Origin of the sequence: Nonomuraea indica (assembly GCF_002850745.1) — a bacterium.
GTDB lineage: Bacteria > Actinomycetota > Actinomycetes > Streptosporangiales > Streptosporangiaceae > Nonomuraea > Nonomuraea indica.
Genome location: NZ_KZ559470.1, coordinates 80,068 through 100,335, shown reverse-complemented (window position 1 = coordinate 100,335; position 20,268 = coordinate 80,068). Strand labels below are relative to the sequence as shown.

The following is a 20,268-nucleotide window of genomic DNA, read 5'->3' as shown; positions in this document are numbered from 1 at the left end:
GCTAGCGAGCGGTCACCGGCTCGGCGCCGGCTTCGAGCGCGCCCGCCACCCACCGCTCCACGTTGCGCACCACGATGGGCAGCCGCGGATGGACCCGTTCCAGGTCCAGCCGGTCCATGGGCCGGACCAGCCCCAGCTCCTCCACCAGCAGCGGCCCCTCCGGCAGCACGTCGAGCACGTAGCGGCGGAAGGCGTCGGAGTAGCTCTGCTTGTACTCCGGCAGCAGCGGCCGCAGCGCGGGCGGCAGCAGCCGCAGGTGCAGCGCCTTGTACCACTGGTACGGGTGCGGTCCTTCGGCCCGGAACCGGGCCGCGGGCGGCAGCCCGAAGGCGTACCTGACGAACCGGTCGTCCACGAACGGCGAGCGCTGCCGGATGGGGGCGCCGAGCGGGTGCGCGTCGTACGCCCAGGGGAAGATCGAGTCGCGCAGGCTGGCCGTCGCCCAGTCGCCGCCGTCGGCCCGGAACGACGCGAACCTGGCGGCCAGCCAGTCCTCGACCCACTCCGTGACCGACTCCCGGTAGGGGTCCGTGAGCACCGGGGGACGTCCGCTGTTGACCACGTCGCGCAGCGCGGTGGCCACGTACAACTGGAAGGACGTCTGCGGAGGCAGCCGTCGCACCGCCAGGGCGGCCGCCTCGCCGGCCACCTCCACCATGGAGTCGCCGCGGCCGAACGCCGCCAGGTAGTGGCGCAGGTCCCGCCAGCGGCGCCCGCGGGCCAGCCAGCCGGACAGATGGTTCCAGGCGCCCAGCACCTCGTCGCCGCCCTGCCCGCTGAGCAGGACGGTGGCGCCGATGTCATGGGCGTGGTCCACGGTGGCCTGGTGCAGCCGCGTGTAGTAGTCGTGGCGGGGGCCGAGCGGCGACCAGAGCGGCTCGGGCAGCGCCCGCCACTCCGCGGGCAGGACGTGCAGGTCGCAGGAGATGCCCACGGCGCGGAGCTGCCGATGCACGAGGCTCGCGGTGGCCTTGCCGAACTGGTCGCGCAGGTTCCACACGACCGCGCTCAGCCGGCGTCCCTCGCGACGGGTCTGCTCCCAGGCCTGGACGAAGACGGCCCACGAGTCCATGCCGCCGGACAGCAGCACGACGGCGGACTCGGCGTCGCCCAGGCAGCGGGAGACGGCCGCGGCGAACTCCTCCCGCAGCGCCGACTCGTCGGAGGAGCCGAGCGGGGGCAGGTCCAGGGGCGGGCGGTGCCGTACGACGCCTTCCCACGGGCACTCCGGCGGGAACTCCGCCTCGAACGGCAGCCCGTCCAGCAGCAGGGCCAGCCGCTCCAGGGAGAACCGCCTCGTGGGCGCGACCAGCCGCAGCGGATCGCCGTCGAGCGCGCCGTCCTCCGTACGCGAGTAGAGGGGCTCGGACAGGATGTCCGAAACCCCTCCAGAGGTGCCGAGTTCTGATCGCAAGGAGTGATTACCGCTTCTTGTTCAGCATCTTCCGGGACGCCCGGAACGTGGCCCAGAACTCGGAGACCGCCCGTGCGTTGCGGCGGACCGCCGACTCGCTCGGCTGGGTGGCGTTGGCGACGAGGAGGTTTCCTCCACACCGCCGGACACCGCCACAACTGTCACGAGGTAAGTCGCTGTGCCCCATCTCGTACCTCCAATCGGGTGCGATTTCGGCACGAGTCTGAGTAATGACGACAAGAGGGTCAACGATGAACACTTTCCGCCTTGAGCACTCTGATCATGACGGCCGGTGGTGCGTATGGTGGGAGAGCGTGCCGTTCGCCGTCCGCTGGTCACCGTTCGCGGGGAGGAACCGCCGTTGCCCGTGCCACCGTCTGGGCCCGCACCCGTGCCACCGTCCGGGTCCTCGCCCGTGCCACCGCCCGTGTCGTTGGCGGGCATCCTGGCCCGCCGCGCGGCCGGGCACCCGGCGGCGCCGGCGTTCACCGTCGACGGGATGGGCACGCTCGACTACCTGACCTGGCACCGGGAGGCCGGGCGGGTCGCGGCCGGGCTGGCGGCCCGCGGGCTGCGGCCGGGGGAGCGGGTGGTGCTCGCGTTCGAGGACGGCGACTGGCTGTCGTTCGCCTCCTGCTTCCTGGGGGTGCTGGCGGCCGGCGGCGTGGCCGTCCCGGTGCGCGCCCCCGTCCCGCCGCCCCACCTGCTGTCCACCGCCGCCCGGGTGACCGCGGCGGGCCTGGTCACGGGCGGGCGGGCCGAAGGGGGGCCGGTCACCGGAGGCGGGCCGCCGAGGGCGGGCTTCGGCGGGTGGCGGGCGACGGCGAACGAACTCCTGCACGCGACGAGCCCGCCCCCCACTCCCACCCCACCCCAGCCCGGCACGTCCGGCCCCGGCACGTCCGGCCCCGGCACGTCCGGCCCCGGCACGTCCGGCCCCGGCACGTCCGGCCCAGGCATGTCCGGCCCCGGCACGTCCGGCCCCGCGACGGTTGTCCCTGCCAGGCCTGGCCCTGGCGCGCGCGGCCATGTCCCCTCGCGCCCCGTCACTCCTGAGCCTGTCGTGGTGTCGCGTGATGGCGCGGACCCGGCCGTGGTGATCCTCACCTCGGGCACCACGGGTGCCGCCAAGGCCGTGCTCAGCACCCACGCCTCGCTGACCGACGACTGGGCGGAGACCGACGAGGTGCCGCCACCACAGGCCAACGCGCTGCTCACGTCCGTCGCCGTCGGCACGAACGCGGCCCTGTCGGTGCTGAAGGGCTGCCTGGTCAACGGCGTGCACGTCGTCCTGACGCAGCCGTTCGCGCCCGAACGGCTCGCCGGTCTGATCGACGGGCACCGGGTGACGGCGCTGAGCCTGGTCCCGGCCACGGCGCGGCTCGCGGTGGCCGCGCTGCGCCGGCAGGGGCACGTGTCCAGGCGGGTGCGGTCCGTGGTGTCGTCGTCGGCGCCGCTCGACCAGCCGACCGTCGCGGGGCTGGCGGAGGTCTTCCCGGCAGCCGAGATCTACAACGTCTACACGGTGGCCGAGGGGGGTGCCGGGCTGCAGCACCGGTGTTCGCCGGACCGGCCGCCGGCGCTCGGCACGCTCGGACCGGAGGCCAGGCTGGTGGACGGGCGGGGCCGGGACGTCGGCCCCGGAGAGACGGGCGAGCTGTGGCTGCGGCAGACCGGCCCCACGCTGAGCTACCTGACACCGGCCCCCACCGGAGCAACCGGCGACCCCGGCCCGGCCGGTCCAGGTCCGGCCGGTCCAGGTCCGGCTGGTCCAGGTTCGGCTGGTCCAGGTTCGGCTGGTCCAGGTTCGGCTGGTCCAGGTTCGGCTGGTCCAGGTTCGGCTGGTCCAGGTCCGGCCGGTTCGGGGAGCGGCGGTTCGGGGGCGGTCGGTTCGGGGAGCGGCGGGGGGGCAGGCGGCTCCGTGACGGGGACGCGCTACCTGGCGGACGGGTGGATCGCGACGGGGGACCTGTGCCGGCGCGATGCCGACGGACTGGTGTACTTCGTGGAGCGGGCCGACGACGTGGTTGTCTCGGGCGGGCTGAACATCGCCTCGGCCACGGTGGAGGCGGTGCTCCGCGACCACGTGGCGGTCGCGGAGGCGGCGGCGTTCGGGGTGCCGCACGCGGTCCTCGGCCGGGTCCTCGTCGCCGCGGTCGTCCTGTCCGCTCCCGCTTCGCCGTCCGAGCTGCGCGACCACTGCGCGGGCCGGCTGCCTCGCGACCACGTGCCGGCCGACGTCGTCATCGTCGCGGAGCTGCCCGTCACGCCGAACGGGAAGGTGCGCAAACGGGCGCTTGCCGGACGGTACGCGGACCCGCTCCCGTCCGATGCGAACCGCCACACCCGGACCGGCGCCGATCTGCCACCAGGAACCGACGCCGCCCGGCCCGCCGCTACCGGCGCCGCCCGGCCGGCCACAACCGGCGCCGCCCGGCCGGCCACAACCGGCGCCGCCCGGCCGGCCGCTACCGGCGCCCCCGGTCCGTCAGCCCCACCCGCCGGGACGGGATCGGCCTCACGCCACCCCGAGACCGGCCCCGGCACACCCTCCGCCGCGACGAGCCCCGCCGGGTCGCGTGCCACGGCAGGGCACGACGGGCGGGCACACGCGGTGGAGGAGGCGGTGCTCGCCGCCTTCCGCGAGGTCCTCGGCGTCGAGCAGGTCGAGCGGGACGACAACTTCCTGAGGCTGGGCGGCCACTCCCTGCTGGCCGTCCGGCTGGCTGGCGAGCTGGAACGGCGCCTCGGCCGGCCGGTCCCGTCGGCGTGGATTCTGCGCTTCCCACGCGCCGGCGACCTGTCCGACGCGTTGGCGGGCGCGAAGGCGGAGGCGCGCTGAGCACGCGGGCTCCGGTCCCGAGCGAGCGGGGAACCGGCCCACCGCGTACGGCTGCGGCGGGCGTCGGCCTCTGAGATCGTCACCCAGCCGCAACGGCTGGGGGCGGCGCCACAGTCGTCCCGCGTCACGGACAGGCGCGGGGGTGACGGCCCGCGTACGGGTGGGCCATCGCGCTGAGGGGCGGGCTCAGTCGAGTTCGTCCGGGTGCGGGCCGGTGCGCAGCCCGCGGTCGGTGGCGGCGATCGACGCCATGTCCTCGTCGGTGAGCTGGAAGTCGAAGACGTCGAGGTTCTGGCGGATGCGGGCCGGGGTGACCGACTTGGGGATGACGATGTTGCCCAGCTGCAGGTGCCAGCGCAGCACCACCTGAGCCGGGGATTTGCCGGTCCGGGCGGCGATCGCGGTGATCGCCGGGTCGTCCAGGACGGCGCCCTGGGCGAGCGGGCTCCACGCCTCGGTGGCGATCTCGTGCTCGGCGTGGAAGGCGCGCAGCTCGGTCTGCTGCAGGCCGGGGTGCAGCTCGATCTGGTTGACCGCCGGGGTGAGCGCGCTGTTGTCCAGCAGGCGCTCGAGGTGGGCGGGCTGGAAGTTGGAGACGCCGGCGGCGCGGATCCGCCCCTCGGCGGCGAGGCGCTCGATGGCTCGCCAGGAGTCCGGATAGAGGTCGCGGCCCGGTGCCGGCCAGTGGATCAGGTAGAGGTCCACGTAGTCGAGGCCGAGCTTGGCGAGGCTGGCGTCGAAGGCGTTCAGGGTGGCGTCGTAGCCCTGGTCGGCGTTCCACAGCTTGGTGGTGACGAACAGCTCCTCGCGCGGCAGGCCCGAGGCGGTGATCGCCCGGCCGACGCCGGCCTCGTTGCCGTAGATCGCGGCGGTGTCGATGCTGCGGTAGCCGGCCTGGAGCGCGGCGGTGACGGCGGCGGCGGTCTGGTCGTCGGGGACCTGGAAGACGCCGAAGCCGAGCTGGGGGATCTCGACGCCGTTGTTCAGTCGCACGGTGGGAATGGTCATCGGTGGTTCGGTTCCTTACGCGTCTCGGTGGGTGAGGGTGTATCGGACGGTCTGGGCGCTGATGAGGCCGTCGCGGAAGACGAAGGTGTCGGTGCCGTCAGTGACCCGGTGGGCGGCGGTGGTGGCGCACCACCGCAGGAACAGCACCTCGCCCGCGAACTGCGGGGTCAGCTGCCAGGCGGCGTCCGGGAGGTCGGCCAGCAGCCGGCCGATGACGTGCCGGACCCCGTCGTGTCCGTGGTACGCCCCTTCAGGAGTGATCAGGACGGCGTCCTCGGTGTAGTTCCCGGCGATCAGGTCGAGGTCGCCGGCGCCGAGGCGGATGCCGTGGTCGGCGAAGACCTCCTGCGGGGTGCGGGTCATCGGGTGAGTTCCTCCAACGCGGTGGCGAAGGCGTGGTCCTCGGTGGTCGTGAGCGGGGCGGCGGTGGCAGGCGTGGTGGTGCTCATGGCGCCTCTCCAGGAGTGCGGTGCGGATACGGGGAGTCAGTGGCGGACGGGCGCGGGGGCGTGAGGTCCGGTCACGTCGGCCGCCTCTCCCGCGGGGGTGCGGCGCTCCAGGATCGCGGACCAGAAGGCGAGGCCCAGCGCGGCGGCGGCGAGGACGGCGCCGACCCAGTTCGGTGACGTGTAGCCGAAGCCGGCGGCGATGACGAGACCGCCCAGCCACGCGGCCAGCGCGTTGCCGAGGTTGAACGCGCCGATGTTGACCGCGGAGGCCAGCGTCGGCGCGCCGTGCGCCTGGTCGAGCACACGCTTCTGCAGCGGCGGCACGGTCGCGAAGCCCAGTGCCCCGACGAGCAGGATGGAGATCGCGGCGAGGATCTTGTTGTGCGCGGTCACGGTGAACAGCGCGAGCACGATCGCGAGCCCGCCGAGGGTGGCGTACAGCATGGGCATCAGCGCGCGGTCGGCGTACCGGCCGCCGAGCAGGTTGCCGAGGAACATGCCGAGGCCGAACAGCACCAGCAACCAGGTGACCGCGGTGTCCGGGTAGCCGGCGACATGGGTCATCATCGGCGCGATGTAGGTGATCGCGGCGAAGACACCGCCGAATCCGAGCACCGTCATCGCCATCGCGAGCAGCACCTGCGGATTGCGGAACGCGGTCAGCTCGCCGCGCAGGCGGGCGCCCTCGGTCCGGGGCATGGCGGGCACGAGCCCGGCGATGCCGAGCAGTCCGACCACGCCGAGCCCGGCGACGATCGCGAAGGTGGTGCGCCAGCCCACCGCCTGACCGATGAAGGTGCCGAGTGGCACGCCGACGATGTTGGCGACAGTCAGCCCGGTGAACATGGTGGCGATGGCGCCGGCCTTCTTGCCCGGGGCGACCAGGTCGGCGGCGACCACCGAGCCGATGCCGAAGAAGGCGCCGTGGGCGAGCGAGGCCACCACGCGGCCGGCCAGCATCAGCCCGAAGGTCGGAGCCAGCGCGGAGAGCAGGTTGCCGACCACGAACAGCCCCATCAGCAGTATCAGCATCGTCTTGCGGCTGATCCTGGTGCCGAGCACGGTCATCAGCGGGGCGCCGATGACGACGCCGATCGCGTAGCCGGTGACCAGGAGCCCGGCGGTGGGGATGGACACACCGTAGTCGCCCGCGATCTCGGGCAGCAGACCCATGATCACGAATTCGGTGGTGCCGATCCCGAAGGCTCCGATGGCCAGGGCGAGGAGTGCGGGAGGCATGGACGCGACCCTCCATACGATTGCGAATGCATCTCACGTGCCCTCACAATATTTGCAGACGCGCGATAATGCAAGCGCGGGCATTTGCTCTGGTGTCGGAATCTTGGAGCTTATGATCGATTCGGGGGCCTCGGTGCGCCACGGAGCGCCGACCCTGCGGATGGGTGGCCGCAACGGCGGTCGGCTTGGCCGGGAAGTGGGAGAAGTGCCCGCAGAAACTTGCACAAGCCTCATACAGGCTATGGCCGATAGTTTCGAAGAGAGCTTATCCTGGGTCACAGCCGCATCGGAAGGAACCCGAGCCATGATCGCCACGGATCCCGCGCTGACCGCCCTCGCCAACGGATGGGCAGCCCTCTACCTCCTGTACGGGAGGATCGAGGCGCACATCGAGCGCGCCCTGCAGTCCGGGCACGACCTGAGCGTGCGAGAGTACTCGTTGCTCGACGTGCTCAGCCGCCAGCATGGCGGCGAGGGCGGGCACCTGCAGATGAAGCAGGTCGCCGACGCGGTCGTCCTCAGCCAGAGCGCCGCCACCCGCCTGGTCACCCGCCTGGAGGACCGTGGCCTGCTCTCCCGCTACCTGTGCCCGACCGACCGCCGCGGCATCTACACCGACGTCACCGACGCCGGCCTGAAGCTCCTGCGAGAAGCCCGGCCGACCAACGACACCGCCCTCAGAGAAGCGCTCGACGAAGCCGCCAAGAACCCCGAGCTGGCTCCCCTGGTCAAGGCGATCGAGGAGATGAACGCGACACCCCTTCCAACACGGCGCGACGGCAAGCCGTAGACCCGGCGGGGCCGGTGCGCCAGACCGTGCTGCGCCCATACATGGACAGGCATGACCAGATCGGTCGGGCACCACCGGCCCCCACCCCGGACACCGTTCGACCCGCCGCCGATCACCGGGAAATGTCGGTGGCGTCCGGCATGGTGGTGCCGTCCAGCGAACGCCGTTCGCGCCCAGCCTCCGAAAGGGCTCCGCATGACCGCCGATCAGCCACTCGTCTGCCCGAAGTGCAAGGGCGTGGTCGTCGTGGCGCATGCCACCGCCTACACACCCGCCCGCGGGCGGCTGATCATCGCCCATGGCTACTGCCCGGGCACCTGCTCTGACGTCGAGCACGACCAGAGCGCCGAGATCGCGACAACCCCTCAAGAGCCGGCCCCCGCAGGAGGGTCCTGACCGCACGTCCGGCGCGACGCTACGTGGGTGACGAGGCAGGGCCTTCGCCGACCGGTCGACCCGGCCTGTCGCTCATGTCAGGATGCCGGCATGTCTCACGCCGATGTGGGCCGCGCTGATGTGGGTCGCGCCGTCGACGCCGTCGACTGGACGGCGATTCCGGGACCTCCGGGCCGGTACGAGCCCGAAGCGGCGGCATCCGGGCTGCGGGCGCTGGCCGAGGCGACGACCCTGCTCCAGGTCGCGGCCGCGATCAGCTGCCTGGAGAACACCGCTCTCTACCACGGTCACAGCGGCGCCGTGTTCCCGGCGGCGGCGGTCGCCGCGCCGTTGCTGCTGGACATCGTCGCCCATGCCCACCCGCGGGCCGCGGGCGCCGCGATCGACCTCCTGGAGCTGGGGCTCCGCTACGAGCCGCACGCCGGGTACACGCGGATCGACACCGCCGAGGCCGCCCAGGTTCCCCTCTGCTGCGCGATCGCGGAACAGATACGCGCACGCGCCGACCTGCTGGCCGGCCACGGCGAGCAGGGCCGCCAGCTGCTCGCCGAAGCCGGTCCGCACTGGCGGTTCCGGGTTCACGAGCTGTTCGCCGAGGCGCAGGACGTCGTGGTCTTCGGCACCGCCGATGGCGTCCTGCCCATGAACCGCTTCCCGGTCGAGGTGCACGCCGCGCGCAGGATCACCATGGCCGCCGACGCGACCGCCGACTACCCGCCGGATGCGGACACCCATGAGGGGTTCCTCCGGCTCACCGCCATGGCACTCGACCGGATCCGGACGGGCGCGGTGCTGTACTCGGCGACGTGCGGAGCTCGGGTGCACTGACCGGAGGCCCCAGCGGTGGGAGAAGTGTCGGTCATGTCCACTACGGTCACCGGGCATGATCATCAGTGGCAGCACGATCGTGCTGGCCGGGCGGTTCGACCGGCTTTCGAAGGATGAGGCCAGGCGCGGCCTGGAGGCGATGGGCGCGAAGGTGACCGCGTCGGTGTCGGCGAGGACGGACCTCGTCTTCGCCGGGGCCAAGTCGGGGCCCAAGGCGGGCCCGGCGGCCGTTCGCGGCATTCCGATCCATGACGAGGACGCGCTGGTGGCCGTGCTCGACGGCCGGCAACTCGGCACCGCGCCGCCGTCACCCCCGTTCACCGGCGTCCCGGACGAGCGGATGGGACCCCGCGAGGCACTCGACGTCGTCAAGAACGCCGACTGGTCCGCGTTCTCCCCGGAGCGCGACACCGTGCCGCTGCGGGCCGCCCTCCACGCTCTGGAACAAGCCCACGGCGTCACCGACGCGCACCGCCTCGCGACCGCCCGGCTCCGGGACGCGGGCGCGCTGCTGCGTCACTCCGACGTGCACCACGGCGAGGTGAACGGCCACGCCCTCAGCCCCGACGGCCGGTACCTCGCGGTGGGGAGCTGGACCGGCGACGACTACGACCGGGGCGGCGTCCTGCAGATCTTCGAGGTCGCCACCGGCCGATGCGTCCACGCGATCGACGGCATCATGGGCGGCGTCGGCTTTCCGGGCCACGCGCGCAGTCTCCAGTGGTCGGCGGACGGCACGCGGATCGCGCTGGAGTACAACACCAACGCCACCGGCGTGTGGGACCCGTTCGGCACCGCCCCCGAGCCGATCGCCGACGCGTTCTTCCTCGCCTCCGGCAGGCCGCTCGGCATGGCCCTCGCCCCCGACGGCAGGCGCGCGTGCGTCTACGGAGGCCGCTCCGGCTTCCTGCGCAACGTCATCGTGGCGATGCACGAGGGCTCGGTCGCCGGGCCACCGGACGCCGCGCCGAAGGGGACGGCACCGATCGAGTTCGGCGGACCGCCGGCCGGCGAGTTCCAGGACACCTGCAGCGACGAACCCCGGTTCGTCCTCGACCGGGCGTTCTGGTCGCGCGACGGTTCCCGGATCTACGGGGAGGCGGGGAACGCGTGCACCGCGATCTCGCTCGACGTGGACAAGCGGCAGGTCTCCTGGACGCTGCCCCTGGAGGAGGACGAGGACGCGGCCCCGCCCGAGTGGAGCCGGGACGAACGGCTCCTGGCCCACCAGCGCGGCGGAAAACTCGTCGTCGCCGACGCCCTCACCGGTGAGACGAGGGCGGAGCTGCCGGCCTACCCCGGCGCCGACCTCCTGTGCTGGGGGCCGGGGGGCCGGCTGGCGGTGGTGGACCCGGCGGGCGGGACCGTCGGAATCATCGACGGCACGACCGGCGAGCACCGCCATGACCTGCACGTCCAGGCCGCCCGCTCCCACCCGCGCGGCTGGGACGCCCAGTCATGGGCCTGGTCGCCGGACGGCGAGCAGGCCGCCTGCGTCACCGCCGAGGGGCGGATCGAGATCTGGGCACTCGGCGCGCGTCCCGAGCGGCTGCGCGTCCTGGACGGCATCCGGCGCACCGTCAACCGGGAGGTTCACGGCTTCGGCCTGGAATGGCCCGCCGCCGACGTGCTGATCGCGATCGGCTCGCACGCGGTGCGCTTCCTGCGCCCCGACACCGGAGAGATCATGGCCGACCACCCGTTCCACCACGCCCCCGCCGCCCGCCGCCCGCTCGTCCTCGCCGGCCGCGACGTCGGCGACCGGCTCCGGCTCGACCCGACCTTCGCGCTGGACGCGGACACCTGGGCGGTGGCGTTCGAGGACGGCACGATCATCGCGCCGCCCGGCCGGGACGACGATCTCGACGGCCGGCTCGCCTGGTCCGTCGCCCGCCGCTTCGCCTGGCCGTCGCGCTGGGGCGACCGGACGGTCTTCCCCGATCCCGCCCACGCGGGAGCCGGGACGACCGAACCCGGGACCGAGCGGCTGCTGGCGCCGTTCCGGGGACGGGGCAGCACGGCACGGACGACGGGAACATGGCCGCCGGCCGACACCGCCACCGTCGCCGACCTGATCACGGTGGTCCGCGGAACGCTCGTCGACCTGGCGCGGCCGGGCTCGGCCGGCTACGGCGAGTGGATCGTCGACACGTACCAGCAGCTCGCGATGGTCCGCTCCCGGCGAGGCGAGGCCGCCGATGCCCGCGAGCTGGCCCTCGCGATGCCGGAACACCGCCGGCGCCCCGGCCACCTCGCGCGGATCGCGCTCGCGCTCGGCGCCGGCGGGTTCGCCGCCGAAGCCGCCGCCGTCCTCCCCTCCGCCGACGAGCTCGGGGACGCGAGCGACGCGGCGGACCTGGCGGCGCTCGCCGGGGCCTGCGCCGTCCTGGGGCATCGCGACCGCTCCGAGCGGTGGTTCGCCGCCGCGCGCGAGGCCGCCGACGCCGACCGTTCGAACTGGGACCTCCGCCTGCCGCTGGTCTGGGCGCTCACCGAGTGCGGCCGGGAGCAGGAGGCGCGCGTCGTGCTGGACGAGGGCGTGGGCACGCCACGGGACCGGTACCACGGCGTCCCGTGGCTGGTGTGCCTGCTGCGGAGAGGCGAGATCGAACTGGTGCGCGAGCTGATCGGGGAACGCAGCGAGCCTCGCGATCCGAACAGGCCGCACGCCAACGGCGTGCGCTGGTTCGACGACTGGACGGCGGCGCACGCCCTCACCGTCCACGGGCAACCGGATCTGCTCCGGCTGTGGGGCGAGGTCAACTGGGCCTCGGTGCGGCACGACCTGCCGGTCGCCGAACGGGTCGCGGCCGACGGCAGGCCCACCGCGCCGACCGACGACGAACTGACGGATCTCGCCGCCCAGCACACCGGGCTGGCGAAGCTTCCCAAGGCGGCCAGGCGCCGCGAGTCCGCGCAGGTGGCCCGCAAGGCGGCGGCGTACGGCCACGTCAGCGCCGTGCTCGACCTGCTGCCCGGGACGGAGGACACCGGCGTCTACGGCATGGGCAGCAACGATCGCGCCTATGTGGCGCGCACCGCCCTGCGGACCATCGCGATCGGCGTGGACGTGGACGTGTGGTGACCAGGGGAGCCTGCCGACGGCTGTCCGTTCCCGGCCGCCGGGACGTCCGTCGGCCCTGAGCCCACCACCGGCAGTCCGGCTGCCCTGAGCCTCGCCACCGGGACGGGCGGGCTCAGGGCCGGGCGAGGTCAGCCGGCCGCCACGGTCCGCGGCTCCCAGGAGAAGACGCCCCGGGCCGCCGGGTCGGCGGTGACCCGCAGCCAGGAGGTGGCGGTGTCGCCGAACGTCTCCAGCCGGGTGAGGTTGGGCACCCCGGCGTAGCCGCGCTCCTCCTCGTAGACGTGCTCGTCGCCGTGGACCAGCAGCACCGGCTTGCCGTACGCGCGGGCCCGCTCCGCGATCCGGGCCCTGATCCGGGCGAAGCCGGGGGTGTCCAGCGGCTCGGCCTGCATCATCAGCAGCACTCCGGGCGCCCGGGTACGGGTCGCCGTCGAGAAGGCGGTGTCGATCCAGTCGAGCGCGGCCGCGGTGCGGGCCGCCACTTCGGCCGTCCGCTCCTCGGGGCGGTCTCCGCCGGGCAGCCCGCTCCACGGGGCGAGCCCGTTCTCGCTGCCGACCACGTGGACGGTCGCGAACACCACCCGGCCCCGCGTGAACAGCACGTTCTCCCGGTAGTCGCGGTGGCGCGGGTCGCGGGCCTGGGTTCGCACACCCATGGGGTGCCCGCCGAGCGTCCGGCCGGCGACCGGGAAGAAGACGCGGCGGACGGCCTGGAGCCGTTCGGTGGGCAGGTAGCTCCCGGCGGCGGTGCGGTGGCAGTCGGTCCACTCGTTGTCGCCGGGGGTCAGCACGAACGGGTCGTCGAACGTGCCGAACAGCTCCGCCAGAGCGGCGAAGCGGGCGTCGTCGCAGGTGGAGGAGCCGTTCTTGACGTCCCCTGCGTGCAGGACGAACCTGACGTCCGGATCGGCGTCGACGGCCTCGACCAGGGTAGGCAGGGCGGCCTGCTGGGCGTCGCCGTACGGGGTGTCACCGATCAGGGCGAAGGAAACCGCCTGACCGCCGGCGGACGATCCGGCGTGCGCCGTGGACGGGACCACGACGGAGGCGGCCAGGGAGGCGGCGGCGAGCGCCGCCGCGAGGAGGGTTGTGCGCATGCGTGATTGTCCGCACCCTCCCCGCACCTGCCGGTGACGCGCAGTGGACGACCCGGCGAACCCTGGCCGACAGGTCGGGCCAGATCGGCCGTGCCGGGTCGGGCCGGGTCGGCTGTGCCGGGTCGGGCCGGGTCGGCTGTGCCGGAAGCGTCCACCCGTCGTGACGGGACAGGTCGGGTCGGCTGTGACGGGGCAGGCCGGGTCAGTCGTGGCGATGCGGCGCGGGAGGCCGCCGCGGATGATCGTTAGGGTGATCGTCATGGCGCTGCTGTCTCACCTCGACCGGTTCAACCGGCGGCACCCGTGGAACCACAACGACCACTACGGCCCCTGGGTCGCTCGGCAGGTGGCCGCGTCCGGCGCCCGCGATGTCCTCGACGTGGGGTGCGGCACGGGCAACCTCGCCGCTCGGCTCCGCCGCCACGCCGCCACCGTCACGGGGCTCGAACCCGATCCCGCCACCGCCCGGGCCGCGGCGGAGCGCTTCGCCGACGACCCCGCGGTCACCGTGGTCCAGACCGACTTCGCCGGGCGCGACCCGCTCCGGCGGTGGGACGCCGTCACTCTCGTCGCCGTCCTGCACCACCTTCCGCTGCTGCCCACCCTGCGTGCCCTGCGCGGCTGCCTCGCCCCTGGCGGGCGCCTAGTCATCGTCGGCTGCCACCGGGAGGCCGGGCCGGCAGACCTGCTCGTCGCCCTCCCGGCCATGATCGCCAATCCGGTCATGGGCCTGATCAAGCATCCCGCGCGCGCCGACGCGCCGCCCGCGCACATGACGGCGCCGACCACCGATCCGCAGGAGACCCTGGCCGACATCCGGGCCGCGGCCGCGCTGGAGCTGCCCGGCGCCCGGATCCGGCGCCGCCTGTTCTGGCGGTACACCCTTGTCTACGACGCTCCCGCCGGGTGAGCCGCGGCGGGTCTGACCGGCCGCCGCCGGACAGGGCCCTGCACTGTCCTCAGCCGCCTGGTGCCTCGATCACGTGCCGTCGCCGGGCGAGATCAGTCACCGGGGCCTGCCGAACCAGCGGGAGAGATGGTCGTCCAGGTGGCGCTGATCGTCGCCGATCCAGGCGACGTGGCCGTCGGGGCGCAGCAGGAGACCCGGGACATCCACGTCCGCGGTGGGATCCGCGAGGTGATCGACCCGGTCCGACCAGCCGCCGGCGGTGAGGCGTCCGGTGCGGTCCAGCAGCAGGCCGCGGCCGCGACGCAGCAGACCGTAGAGGCGGCCCTGTGCCACGTCGATGTCGCGCAGCCGGCGGCCGAGCAGGTCCGGGCCTTCGCCGAAGTCGTAGCGGACGCCGATCGCGGTGATCTTCTCGATCAGATGGCGGTTCACCTCGTCGAAGTCCATCAGTTCGGTGAGCAGCCTGCGCATGGCCTGCGCGCCCGGTTCGGCGGACGCCAGCGCCATCTGGGCGCGGGTGTTGTCCAGCACGTCCTCGGCGACCGGACGACGTTCGGCCTGGTAGGTGTCCAGCAGCGGTTCCGGCGCCCAGCCGCGGATCTGCCCGGCCAGTTTCCAGCCGAGGTTGAACGCGTCCTGAACGCCCAGGTTGAGGCCCTGCCCGCCGATGGGTGGATGGATGTGCGCCGCATCGCCGGCCAGCAGCACCCGCCCGACCCGATAACGTTCGGCCAGCCGGGTGGCATCCCCGAAGCGGGACATCCAGCGCGGGGAGTGCACGCCGAAATCGGTCCCCGCGACGGCGCGCAACTGTCGCCGGAAGTCCTCCAGCGTGGGCGGTTCCGCGCGGTCGCCGACTCCCGCGGCGGGGACCACGACGCCGTAGATCCCGCCGCCGTGGGGCCGGAGCCAGAAGGGCCGGTGGGTCTCGCGGATCTCGGTCACCCTGGCGGCGATCTCCTCGTGCGGCACGCCCACCTCCATCTCGCCCATCAGCGTCTCGGTCCGTGAGGGCTCGCCGGGGAAGCCGACACCGAGCAGTTTGCGGACCGTGCTGCGCCCGCCGTCACAGCCGACGAGGTAACGCGAACGCAGACGTTCCCCGCCGGCCAGCCCGACGGTCACACCCGCGTCGTCCTGCTCGAGACCGGTGACCGCGCAACCGCGCCGGACCTCGGCGCCCAGATCGATGGCATGCTCCGCGAGCAGCCGTTCGACGACCGGCTGGGGGATGCCCAGCAGATAGGCGTACGCCGAATCCAGGTTCCTGGGCGCGGGTTTGGGGATGGCGGCGAAGAAGCCCGCGGCCGGCCGCCGTCTCCCATGCCGGAGAACGCGGTCCAGCAGTCCCCGCATCGCCATCAGCTCGAGACTGCGGATGTGCAGACCGACGACGCGGACGAACGACGTGGGCTCGGTCGCCTTCTCCAGCACGAGTACGCGCACATCGTGCAGCCGTAGTTCGGCGGCGAGCATCGCACCGGTCGGCCCGCACCCGGCGATGATCACATCGAGGTCGGTGGTGACCTGCTGAGAGTGCATAGGTGTTGCCTTTCGGGAGTGCCTGGGGCGCTCCCGGCGACACCTACGTCGATCGCCCGACCATGACGGGACGGGGGAGCACCCACATCGCTGCAGCGTTCATGGGTCTCACCTCCTCGGGCGGTGTCACGGTCAGCCGCAAGCTACAAGCCCGGGCGTCCTCCCGTCCATCCCTTTACCGGGCACGGCCGACGGAAGCTGCCGAGCATAGTTAGGAAAATTTCCTAACTATCTTGACGCGGTCCCGGCCGCTTGCCACGATCCAGGCAAGCGGCTTGGCGCGGCGCCCCTGCGGCGTGACGCGCTCAGACACTGACCCGGCCGCGCAGTCCATGCTGACCACCCATGGAGCACTGCCGTGTACATCTCGGGTGTCAAGTCCGGTGTCAAGGTGTCCCGGCTCGGCCTCGCCGTGCCCGCCAACGTGCTGGCCCTCGGCACGGTGAACCTGGTGACCGACGTCTCCTCCGAGATGGTCACCGCGGTCCTGCCCTTCTACCTCGTGCTCTCGCTGGGGTTGAGCCCGCTGGCCTTCGGCCTGGTGGACGGCCTCTACGTCGGCGTGACGGCGGTGCTGCGGCTGGCCGGCGCGCGTCTCGCCGACCGGCTGCAGCGGCGCAAACTGGTCGCGGGCCTCGGCTACGCCCTGTCGGCGGCGTGCCGGCTTGCCCTCCCCGCGGCCGGCGGCTCGGCCGCCCTGATCGGCGCGGTGGTGGCGGCCGACCGGGCCGGCAAGGGCCTGCGCACCGCCCCGCGTGACGCCCTGATCTCGCTCAGCGCCGATCCCGGGCGGCTCGGCCAGGCGTTCGGCGTGCACCGGGCCATGGACACCACAGGGGCGCTCCTCGGCCCGCTGGCCGCCTTCGCGGTGCTCGGCGCGAGCGGCGCCTACGACGCGGTGTTCGTGGTGAGCTTCGCGGTCGCCCTGCTGGGCCTGCTCGTCTTCGTGCTCTACGTCCGCGACCGGCGCGAGGTCGCGCCGCCCCGGGCGTCGAGCCGGCCGGCGCGGGCGCTGCTCGGCGACGCGCGGTTCCGGCGGCTGTGCCTGACGGCATGCGCGCTCGGGCTGGTCACGGTCAGCGACGCCTTCGTCTACCTGCTGCTGCAACGGAACGCCGGGCTGGCGACCGAGCACCTCCCGCTGCTGCCCCTGGGCACCGCGGCGGCGTACGTGCTGCTCGCCGTACCCCTGGGCAGGCTCGCCGACCGGCTGGGCAGGGGCGCGGTGTTCGTGCTCGGCCACCTGGCGCTCGTGGCCGTCTACGGCGCGCTCGCCGCGTCCGGGCCGTTCTGGCTCGTCCTGCCGCTGCTCGGGCTCTTCTACGCCGCGACCGACGGGGTGCTCATGGCCGCCGCCGGGCCGCTGCTGCCGGCCGGGTCACGCACGAGCGGGCTGGCCCTGCTGCAGACCGGGCAGGCCCTCGCCCGCATGTTCTCCTCCGTCCTGTACGGCGCCGCCTGGGCGGCGTTCGGCCCCGTACCCGGCCTGATCGCGATGGGGGCGGGCGTGCTGGCATGCCTGTCGCTCTGGAGGGAGGTCCGATGAGACGCGGCGTGATCCTGCTCGTCGCGGTGCTCGTGCTGGGCGGCGGCGCGGCCGGCTACACCCTGTGGCCTGACCGCCCGGCGCCCGCGGCCGGCGGGAGCGCCGTCGACCTGGCCAGGCCGGGCCGGCTCCTGGTCCGGGACCTGGCCACCGGCCTGGTCCGCGGCAGCCGCACCCGATGCGACCGCTTCGCCGCGGCGCGCGGCACCGGCGTGTGCCTGGTCGCCCGGCCCGGGGCGGTTCCGACGACGCACGCGCTGGTCCTCGACCGCGCCATGCGGCCGACCCGTCGCGTCACGCTCGCCGGGATTCCGAGCAGGGCACGCGTCTCCGGCAGCGGCAGGATGATCTCCTGGACGGTCTTCGTCACCGGCGACTCCTACAACGGCGGCGCCTTCTCCACGCGGACCGGGCTGCTCGACACCCGGACCGGGAACGTGACCGTCAGCATCGAGGAGATCCCGCTGCTCAAGGACGGCCGCCGGTACCACTCCGCGGACGTGAACTACTGGGGCGTCACCTTCGCACCGGACGACAGCCGCTTCTACGCCACGGTCGCGACCAGGGGGAAGACCTATCTCGTCGAGGGCGACTATGCCCGCTGGCAGGCCAGGGTGCTCAGGGAGAACGCCGAGTGCCCGTCGCTGTCCCCGGACGGCGGCAGGCTCGTCTACAAGAAGCGCACGCCGTCGGGGGCGTGGCGCCTGCACGCGCTGGACCTGGCCACCCACCGGGAGACCCCGCTCGCCGAGACCGCCGACGTGGACGACCAGGTGGCGTGGCTCGACGCCGGCACCGTCATGTACGGCAAGGGCCGCGACGTGTGGGCGGTGCCTGCCGACGGGAGCGGCGGTCCCCGCCTGCTGGCCACCGAAGCCTCCTCACCCACGCTCACCTGAAGGGAGAACGGAGTGTTATCCAGACGGATCAGGGCCGCTGTGGCGCTGCTCGCGGCGGGCATGCTGCTCCAGATCGGGCAGGCCGCGCCCGGCCACGCGGCCGACGGGCTCATCTCGCAGGGCAGGCCCGCCATCGCGTCCTCGGTGGAGGACGCCACCCTCACCGCCGACAAGGCCGTGGACGGCGCCGCCACGACGCGCTGGGCCTCGGCGGAAGGCGCCGACCCCCAGTGGATCAGAGTGGACCTGGGCGGCCAGGCGACGATCAGCCGGGTGCGGCTGTCCTGGGAGGTCGCCCACGCGAAGGCGTACCGGGTGCAGGTGTCGGCCGACGGGACGTCCTGGACCACCCTGTACTCGACCTCCTCCGGCGACGGCGGCGTCGACGACCTGAGCGTGTCCGGGAGCGGGCGCCACGTGCGGGTGTACGGCACAGCCCGCGCCACACCTTACGGCTACTCGCTGTGGGAGCTGGAGGTCTACGGCAAGGGCGGCGGCGACGGCGGCGGGTCGTTCGTCGTCGCGGCCGCCGGCGACATCGCCGGGACCTGCGACGCGGGCGACGGCACCGCCTGCGCGCACGAGCGCACCGCCCGGCTGGTCGAGTCGATCGACCCCGTCTACGTGCTGACCATGGGCGACAACCAGTACGACGACGGGCGGCTGTCGGAGTACCGGTCCTACTACGCCACCACGTGGGGGCGGTTCAAGCACAAGACCAGGCCCACGCCGGGCAACCACGAGTACTACGACCCGGCCGGGGGAGCCGCCGGGTACAAGGCGTACTTCGGCTCCGTCGCCACCCCCGCCGGCAAGACGTACTACAGCTTCGACCACGGCAACTGGCACTTCGTCGCCCTCGACTCCGAGCAGTCCATGTCCGCCGGCTCGGCGCAGGTGACCTGGTTGAAGAACGACCTCGCCCGGAACACCAGGGGATGCGTCGCCGCGTACTGGCACCACCCGCTGTTCAACTCCGGCAGCAAGGGTTACAACCCCGTCAGCCTGCCGGCGTGGCGGGCGCTCCACGCCGCCGGCGCCGACCTGATCCTCAACGGGCACGACCACGTCTACGAGCGGTTCCGGCCTCAGGACCCCGACGGCAGGGCCACCCCGGCCGGGCCGCTGGCCGTCACCGCCGGCCTGGGCGGCGCCGACACCTACACCTTCGAACACGAGGTGCACCCCAACAGCCTGGTACGCCTGACCGGCCTGCACGGCGTGCTGAAGCTGACCCTGTCCGACACCGGGTTCTCCGGCCAGCTCGTCCAGGACGACGGCCGGGTCCGGGACACGATCCCGGCGACCGCCTGCCATTGATCCCCTGGCCGGAACGGGTCCGCGCCCGGCCGGCCGGCCCACCCTTCGCCGCTGACGGCGGGAGCGGGCCACCCGGCCGAGGCGGGCCCGCGTCCGACCGGCCGGCTCGTCGCCGGGCCCCTGCCGACGGGTTGCCTTCTGGTACCCCCCGGGGTATAAAGAAGGCGCTCGCCCGGGCGCCTTGTCGGCGCCCTCGCGGGGCTCGCACATACCCCCGGTGGTATAGAGGGGAGTGCCCCCTTTTTGCTCGTGAGATACCCCCTGGGGTATGCGACCCGCCGGACCATTCCCACCCAGCGAAACGAGAAGAAGCCCGTGAACACCGACTCCCACATCGACCCCGCCACCGCCCGCGCGCTGATCGCCGCCAACCAGGACGTGCTGGTCGTCGACGTCCGGACGCCCGCCGAGTTCGAGACCGCGCACATCAGCGGGGCGATCAACCTGCCGCTCGACCAGGTCGACATCCACCTGCGGCGGATCGTCACCGACGCCGGCGGGCGGATGCTGCTGATCTGCCAGTCCGGCGGCCGGGCCACGCAGGCGCACAGGAAGCTCTGCGACGCGGGACTGCCCGACGCGGTCGTCCTCGCCGGCGGCATGAACGCCTGGATCGCCTCCGGCGCCCCGGTGGTGCGAGGCAGGCAGCGGTGGAGCCTGGAGCGCCAGGTCAGGGTGGTCGCCGGTGGGATCGTGCTGGCGTCCATCGTGGCCGACCTGTGGCTGCCCGGAGCGCGCTTCGCCGGCGCCTTCGTCGGAGCCGGCCTGGTGTTCGCCGGGCTGACCGACACCTGCGCCATGGGCATGCTGCTCGCCCGCCTGCCGTACAACCGCGGCACGGGCGCCGACGTGGACGCCGCCCTCGCCTGTGTCCGCCGCCCCGGGCGAACCACGGCCTGACGG

General features: G+C 73.4%; 16 protein-coding genes. 10 read left to right on the top strand and 6 right to left on the bottom strand.

What is annotated here, in order from left to right; all coding sequences use genetic code 11:
* Nucleotide 1: 1 nt before the first annotated feature.
* Entirely contained in the window at nt 2–1,414 is a 1,413-nt protein-coding gene (locus CXR44_RS15275; RefSeq protein WP_101786710.1) for an asparagine synthase-related protein, read from the bottom strand.
* Nucleotides 1,415–1,829: 415 nt separating this feature from the next.
* Here CXR44_RS15275 and CXR44_RS15270 point away from each other — a divergent pair, with 415 nt between their 5' ends.
* Nucleotides 1,830–4,256, top strand: coding sequence for a class I adenylate-forming enzyme family protein (locus tag CXR44_RS15270; protein WP_180903437.1), 2,427 nt, complete (start codon nt 1,830–1,832; stop codon nt 4,254–4,256).
* Nucleotides 4,257–4,442: 186 nt separating this feature from the next.
* Here CXR44_RS15270 and CXR44_RS15265 read toward each other — a convergent pair whose 3' ends face one another.
* The 3 genes from CXR44_RS15265 to CXR44_RS15255 all read right to left on the bottom strand — a co-directional run bounded on the left by CXR44_RS15265 (nt 4,443) and on the right by CXR44_RS15255 (nt 6,952).
* Nucleotides 4,443–5,264 (bottom strand): aldo/keto reductase, encoded by an 822-nt coding sequence (locus tag CXR44_RS15265; protein ID WP_101786708.1) that lies wholly within the window; start codon nt 5,262–5,264, stop codon nt 4,443–4,445.
* Nucleotides 5,265–5,279: 15 nt separating this feature from the next.
* Entirely contained in the window at nt 5,280–5,627 is a 348-nt protein-coding gene (locus CXR44_RS15260; protein WP_101786707.1) for a nuclear transport factor 2 family protein, read from the bottom strand.
* 122 nt (nt 5,628–5,749) lie between these two features.
* Nucleotides 5,750–6,952 (bottom strand): MFS transporter, encoded by a 1,203-nt coding sequence (locus tag CXR44_RS15255; protein WP_101786706.1) that lies wholly within the window; start codon nt 6,950–6,952, stop codon nt 5,750–5,752.
* A 304-nt stretch (nt 6,953–7,256) separates the two neighbouring features.
* Between CXR44_RS15255 and CXR44_RS15250 the strand changes: the two genes are divergently transcribed.
* The 4 genes from CXR44_RS15250 (at nt 7,257) to CXR44_RS15235 (ending at nt 12,051) form a co-directional block, all read left to right on the top strand.
* Nucleotides 7,257–7,742, top strand: a complete 486-nt coding sequence (locus CXR44_RS15250) for a MarR family winged helix-turn-helix transcriptional regulator (RefSeq protein ID WP_101786705.1) — start codon at nt 7,257–7,259, stop codon at nt 7,740–7,742.
* A 195-nt stretch (nt 7,743–7,937) separates the two neighbouring features.
* Nucleotides 7,938–8,138 (top strand): hypothetical protein, encoded by a 201-nt coding sequence (locus tag CXR44_RS15245; protein WP_101786704.1) that lies wholly within the window; start codon nt 7,938–7,940, stop codon nt 8,136–8,138.
* A gap of 90 nt (nt 8,139–8,228) precedes the next feature.
* Nucleotides 8,229–8,966: a hypothetical protein gene (locus CXR44_RS15240; RefSeq protein ID WP_144069968.1), complete on the top strand. Its 738-nt coding sequence runs from the start codon at nt 8,229–8,231 to the stop codon at nt 8,964–8,966.
* Nucleotides 8,967–9,021: 55 nt separating this feature from the next.
* A complete protein-coding gene (locus CXR44_RS15235; protein WP_101786702.1) occupies nt 9,022–12,051 on the top strand; it encodes a WD40 repeat domain-containing protein in 3,030 nt (1,009 codons plus the stop codon).
* Nucleotides 12,052–12,179: 128 nt separating this feature from the next.
* On the opposite strand, the gene CXR44_RS15230 is transcribed toward CXR44_RS15235, so the two are convergent.
* Nucleotides 12,180–13,148 carry a metallophosphoesterase gene (locus tag CXR44_RS15230; protein WP_101786701.1) on the bottom strand — a complete coding sequence of 323 codons (969 nt, stop codon included), beginning with the start codon at nt 13,146–13,148 and terminating at the stop codon, nt 12,180–12,182.
* A gap of 259 nt (nt 13,149–13,407) precedes the next feature.
* Here CXR44_RS15230 and CXR44_RS15225 point away from each other — a divergent pair, with 259 nt between their 5' ends.
* Nucleotides 13,408–14,058 (top strand): class I SAM-dependent methyltransferase, encoded by a 651-nt coding sequence (locus tag CXR44_RS15225; protein ID WP_101786961.1) that lies wholly within the window; start codon nt 13,408–13,410, stop codon nt 14,056–14,058.
* Between the two features lie 96 nt (nt 14,059–14,154).
* On the opposite strand, the gene rox is transcribed toward CXR44_RS15225, so the two are convergent.
* Entirely contained in the window at nt 14,155–15,600 is a 1,446-nt protein-coding gene (gene rox, locus CXR44_RS15220; protein WP_101786700.1) for a rifampin monooxygenase, read from the bottom strand.
* Between the two features lie 358 nt (nt 15,601–15,958).
* On the opposite strand from rox, the gene CXR44_RS15215 reads away from it, so the two are divergent.
* The 4 genes from CXR44_RS15215 (at nt 15,959) to CXR44_RS15200 (ending at nt 20,265) form a co-directional block, all read left to right on the top strand.
* A complete protein-coding gene (locus tag CXR44_RS15215; RefSeq protein ID WP_101786699.1) occupies nt 15,959–17,146 on the top strand; it encodes an MFS transporter in 1,188 nt (395 codons plus the stop codon).
* On the top strand, nt 17,143–18,045 hold the full coding sequence (locus tag CXR44_RS15210) for a hypothetical protein (protein ID WP_101786698.1): 903 nt from the start codon (nt 17,143–17,145) through the stop codon (nt 18,043–18,045). Before CXR44_RS15215 ends, CXR44_RS15210 begins: the two co-directional genes overlap by 4 nt.
* Before the next feature lie 12 nt (nt 18,046–18,057).
* On the top strand, nt 18,058–19,365 hold the full coding sequence (locus tag CXR44_RS15205) for a galactose-binding domain-containing protein (protein WP_245899177.1): 1,308 nt from the start codon (nt 18,058–18,060) through the stop codon (nt 19,363–19,365).
* 315 nt (nt 19,366–19,680) lie between these two features.
* Nucleotides 19,681–20,265 carry a rhodanese-like domain-containing protein gene (locus CXR44_RS15200; RefSeq protein WP_245899176.1) on the top strand — a complete coding sequence of 195 codons (585 nt, stop codon included), beginning with the start codon at nt 19,681–19,683 and terminating at the stop codon, nt 20,263–20,265.
* Nucleotides 20,266–20,268 lie beyond the last annotated feature (3 nt).

Excerpts from the sequence above, each read along its gene's own strand:
- CXR44_RS15240 (WP_144069968.1), top strand. The coding sequence starts at position 8,229 with ATGTCTCACGCCGATGTGGGCCGCGCTGATGTGGGTCGCGCCGTCGAC.
- CXR44_RS15235 (WP_101786702.1), top strand. The coding sequence starts at position 9,022 with ATGATCATCAGTGGCAGCACGATCGTGCTGGCCGGGCGGTTCGACCGG.
- CXR44_RS15250 (WP_101786705.1), top strand. The coding sequence starts at position 7,257 with ATGATCGCCACGGATCCCGCGCTGACCGCCCTCGCCAACGGATGGGCA.
- CXR44_RS15210 (WP_101786698.1), top strand. The coding sequence starts at position 17,143 with ATGAGACGCGGCGTGATCCTGCTCGTCGCGGTGCTCGTGCTGGGCGGC.
- CXR44_RS15245 (WP_101786704.1), top strand. The coding sequence starts at position 7,938 with ATGACCGCCGATCAGCCACTCGTCTGCCCGAAGTGCAAGGGCGTGGTC.
- CXR44_RS15260 (WP_101786707.1), bottom strand. The coding sequence starts at position 5,627 with ATGACCCGCACCCCGCAGGAGGTCTTCGCCGACCACGGCATCCGCCTC.
- CXR44_RS15265 (WP_101786708.1), bottom strand. The coding sequence starts at position 5,264 with ATGACCATTCCCACCGTGCGACTGAACAACGGCGTCGAGATCCCCCAG.
- rox (WP_101786700.1), bottom strand. The coding sequence starts at position 15,600 with ATGCACTCTCAGCAGGTCACCACCGACCTCGATGTGATCATCGCCGGG.
- CXR44_RS15255 (WP_101786706.1), bottom strand. The coding sequence starts at position 6,952 with ATGCCTCCCGCACTCCTCGCCCTGGCCATCGGAGCCTTCGGGATCGGC.
- CXR44_RS15230 (WP_101786701.1), bottom strand. The coding sequence starts at position 13,148 with ATGCGCACAACCCTCCTCGCGGCGGCGCTCGCCGCCGCCTCCCTGGCC.
- CXR44_RS15225 (WP_101786961.1), top strand. The coding sequence starts at position 13,408 with ATGGCGCTGCTGTCTCACCTCGACCGGTTCAACCGGCGGCACCCGTGG.